3 protein-coding genes and 1 pseudogene are annotated in these 3,585 nt (G+C 35.1%); 2 read left to right on the forward strand and 2 right to left on the reverse strand.

Annotation, left to right across the window (positions count from 1 at the left end; genetic code table 11):
- Nucleotides 1-118: pseudogene (locus tag F6K22_RS35705) on the forward strand (ribosome small subunit-dependent GTPase); the annotation flags it as partial.
- On the opposite strand, the gene F6K22_RS35710 reads toward F6K22_RS35705, so the two are convergent.
- Both F6K22_RS35710 and F6K22_RS35715 read right to left on the reverse strand, forming a co-directional pair.
- Nucleotides 102-1,829 carry a pentapeptide repeat-containing protein gene (locus F6K22_RS35710; protein WP_293109313.1) on the reverse strand — a complete coding sequence of 576 codons (1,728 nt, stop codon included), beginning with the start codon at nucleotides 1,827-1,829 and terminating at the stop codon, nucleotides 102-104. The pseudogene F6K22_RS35705 and the gene F6K22_RS35710 overlap by 17 nt on opposite strands.
- 512 nt (nucleotides 1,830-2,341) lie before the next feature.
- Nucleotides 2,342-2,659 carry a hypothetical protein gene (locus F6K22_RS35715; RefSeq protein ID WP_293109314.1) on the reverse strand — a complete coding sequence of 106 codons (318 nt, stop codon included), beginning with the start codon at nucleotides 2,657-2,659 and terminating at the stop codon, nucleotides 2,342-2,344.
- Nucleotides 2,660-3,334: 675 nt separating this feature from the next.
- On the opposite strand from F6K22_RS35715, the gene F6K22_RS35720 reads away from it, so the two are divergent.
- On the forward strand, nucleotides 3,335-3,585 hold a 251-nt coding region (locus tag F6K22_RS35720; RefSeq protein ID WP_293109316.1), incomplete at its 3' end, for an AMP-binding protein.

Below are 3,585 nucleotides of genomic sequence, written 5' to 3' on the forward strand. Positions count from 1 at the left end.
AGATGGCGAACCTATAGAGTTGGCGTATTTGTTTCCAGAAGCTCGAAAGTATTTGGCTCAGAGGAGTTGTCAGTTTAGTGATTGTTTACATCGGGATGAACCTAACTGTGTGGTGAGGGACTTAAATGAGCTCGGTATAAATTAGCTTCTGATAAATCTGCACTTCCTAAATCTGCACCAGTCAAACTTGCCTCTCTTAAGTTGGCTCGGTGTAAGTCAGTTTCAATTAACTTGGCACTGCTTAAATTGGCTTCTGTCAGAATAGAATTGGACATTTTAGCTTTACTAAGAGTCACCCTAAACAAATCTGCACGCCTCATGACAACTGGACCTAATACAGCACCCATTAAATTGGCTTCTGTCAGATTTGCCCCACTCAAATCAGCAATAGAATCATCAAAAGTTCCTAGACGATTATCTTTTCCTGGTCCATAAAAGCGACTATTCTTAAAACTAGCCTGATTCAGAATAGCACTTCTGAATCTTACTCCAGACAAATCGGTGTTTTCTAATATCAAGGTAAAACTTGCTGGAGTAGAAGTAACTTGACCTAAATCTACTCCACTCAAATCAACATCTTTAACCAAGCCACCGTAAACTTTGAGAACCTTGGCGATCGCCTTTTGAGTAGCCCTTAGTCGTAGAGATACCAAAAGTTGCTCTTGAGAATTACCACCATAACTTAAAGAATCCAGATCATTTTTGAGAGCTTGATTTAAGCGACGTAGTTCTGGCAGCACAGTTGGTCCAGCACTGACCAAAGATAGTTGAATTCCATCAAGTATACTTGGTTCCTTTTCTTGCCCCAACAAATCCACCAATAATGGTATGGCACGGGGATCTTTAGTGGAACCAAGGGCTAAAACTGATACTCGTCGTTGCTGAGGTTCAGTGGAAGTTAAAGACAACTTGTTCACAAGAGCCAGAAACATATCATTATCTTGTTGTTTAAACTCCCGCCAATTTGCTTGATTTTGAATATAAACGTGAGTGCCAAAAATAGTCCCCAAAACTGAGACCATACCTACAGTAGTCACAATCAGTAAAGCAATACCAGGATTTTGTCGCATCCAAGGCCATAAATAAAAACTTTCTGATTTTTTTTGAGTCAGAACAATTGTTGCTATAGAAATTTGTGTCTCAGTACCACCTAAACTAAAAGGATTAGAATCCAATTGACCAGAGTTCGCATCTACAACAAAAGTATTTGCTAATCGATCGTGTCCAGTACGACGTAGTTTATTAAAACGAACAAAATAAATATCAATGAAGGATGTTAACCCTCCCAATAGTAAAAGGATTCCCAAAGAAGGAAATGCTCCAGTTATACGCCAAATTAAGTAGGCAGTTCCCATAGGTAATCCCCATTTTCCCAGACCCTCACGAATCAAGGTTTTTTTCCAACCTGGAGAATTTCCTAAAGCTGCCACAACTCTGACTTCAAACCAACGTTTGGGCAATGTTTGACCTGTACTCGCCAATAAATATAACTGCCAACCTACAATTACTACAGGAGCTAATAATGCTCCAGACCATAGTAGATTAGCTAGAGGGGTTACTTTTTGATAACGGTTTCGTAAAGGAATTCCAAAAGTATTGGCAATTACTTCTGTAGTTTTTCCTACGACTGGGTTAAGAGGAACAGATTTGTTGCCTATGTTGCTCAACTGACCGAGCCAAAATGGAACTGTTCCACTCACTACAATAAGAGATACTTCCGTAGCCCAAGCACCACATCTACGAACCCAGATTGGTAGTTGCTTAGATTTTAACTGCCACGATGTCTCTGGGTTATTATTAATCCCTGAATCACAAGTCGGGCTTGTCATATTTATATATTTATATATTTACTTTAATATTCTCAATTTTTAGATTGACTATTTTGCATCGTAAAGTATGGTAATCTAATTAAGTTAACCTGTTTTTAGCCTTTATTTTTGATTTTCCTAACTAGGAACAAACAGGGGGCTAGTAGTTTTAGGTTTAAACTGTTCTTGTCTCTACTTTACCCATACTTCCTCAACCTATCTGTTATTTCTCAATATTGTTAACAGATAAAACTTGTAATAAATCTATACAGTTTAGGCAACCAACTGCGAAAATACTATATACTATTGTTGTTCGGTAGTCAAACTAATATTTTAATGTTTTTTGACATTTTTGGGCAAATACTATAATTCGTTAAACTTTGATAACAAGTTGCCCACAATAGTATGATGGGTCAATATAGTAGTTATTTTCTCTAGTTTAATGTACCTAGATTTTTAAGTTTTATTTTCAACTGTTTGCAGTAATAATTATAATTAATTATCATCTGGAAAATCTATATATTACTGTTTTTTTATTTGTCTTGTTCTGAGTAATTAGGGGGGATTAAAAAACGATATCCAAGATAAATAACTCCTGCAAATACCCCTATAGTAATTAATAAAGAAACTAAACTGACAACAGCTTCTAATATCTTGATGACAAATATGGGAATAATAATTAATCCTATAATTTTTCCCCATTGAGGAAGTGTCTGAAACCATTCTAAAAATTGTGCAAAAAAAACTTGAATGGATTTCCCAACATTAGATACAGCGTTGAATGAATTTGAGGTAGCTCCCTCATTTGGTTCAGGATTTTTTTTAAAGTTTTGATTGTTGTGATAATTCATTTGAGAATTATATATAATTTAACTAATCAACTTATAGCATTTGGTAATGTTAAGTTATAAGTAATAAATTGAGCAACTGTAATTTCAATAATAGGCGATATAGGGTTTTTCATGTTGATGAGTTACAGTAACCAGCCTGGAAATAAATGCAGAATTACAGAAACAACAAAGCTTACCGCTGATATAAGAAGTGCTAACTACTTTATTATATTAATAATATATCAATACCTTTTGAATAACCTGAAAATTTGTTATGGATAGGTAGATTTTTCCAGATTTTCTTTCATAGATAAATTTTATAGAGTCCCTCGTGAGTATAGTTGGCCACAATTAGTCTAGTCTAAGTGGATCATTTAAAGATTTCTACATTATTAAAGATTCGGTAAAGAAGACAGCGAAAAGTTGCAATCGTCGATCGAGTTATGCCAAAATAAAACAGGCTGGCTAAAGATATAGTAAAAAAAACTACCACCTCTTAGTTGAAAAATCATTGCTTGCATGGGTTTATTAAGCTTTGAGAAACAAACAACATAAGTAAATGTTACTAAAATCACATTTTATCAGGTGTATTACTCAGGACAAATAATTAAAAAAAGTTCCTAGTCCAATCTAGATAAGAAACTATATCTTAAATTAAAAGTTAGCCAATGCCTCTCCCATTAAATGAGCGAGACAGTGAAATATTCTACCCTAATAGACCTACTTAAAACTTTATCAGCAGAACAACCAGAAAAGCTAGCATACACTTTCTTGGTTGACGGAAAAAAAGAAGGAGAAAGCTTGACCTATGCTTCACTAGAGCATCGAGTACGAGCTATTGCAGCATTACTACAAAAACATCAAGTCAAAGGAGAAAGAGGCTTACTACTCTACCCACAAGGATTAGAAGCAATAGCAGCTTTTTGTGGTTGTCTATATTCTGGAGA

It is taken from the genome of Okeania sp. SIO2F4 (assembly GCF_010672385.1).
GTDB lineage: Bacteria > Cyanobacteriota > Cyanobacteriia > Cyanobacteriales > Microcoleaceae > Trichodesmium.

Bases quoted from the DNA above. Each gene is read 5' to 3' on its own strand.
- F6K22_RS35710 (WP_293109313.1), bottom strand. From the start codon at position 1,829: ATGACAAGCCCGACTTGTGATTCAGGGATTAATAATAACCCAGAGACA.
- F6K22_RS35715 (WP_293109314.1), bottom strand. From the start codon at position 2,659: ATGAATTATCACAACAATCAAAACTTTAAAAAAAATCCTGAACCAAAT.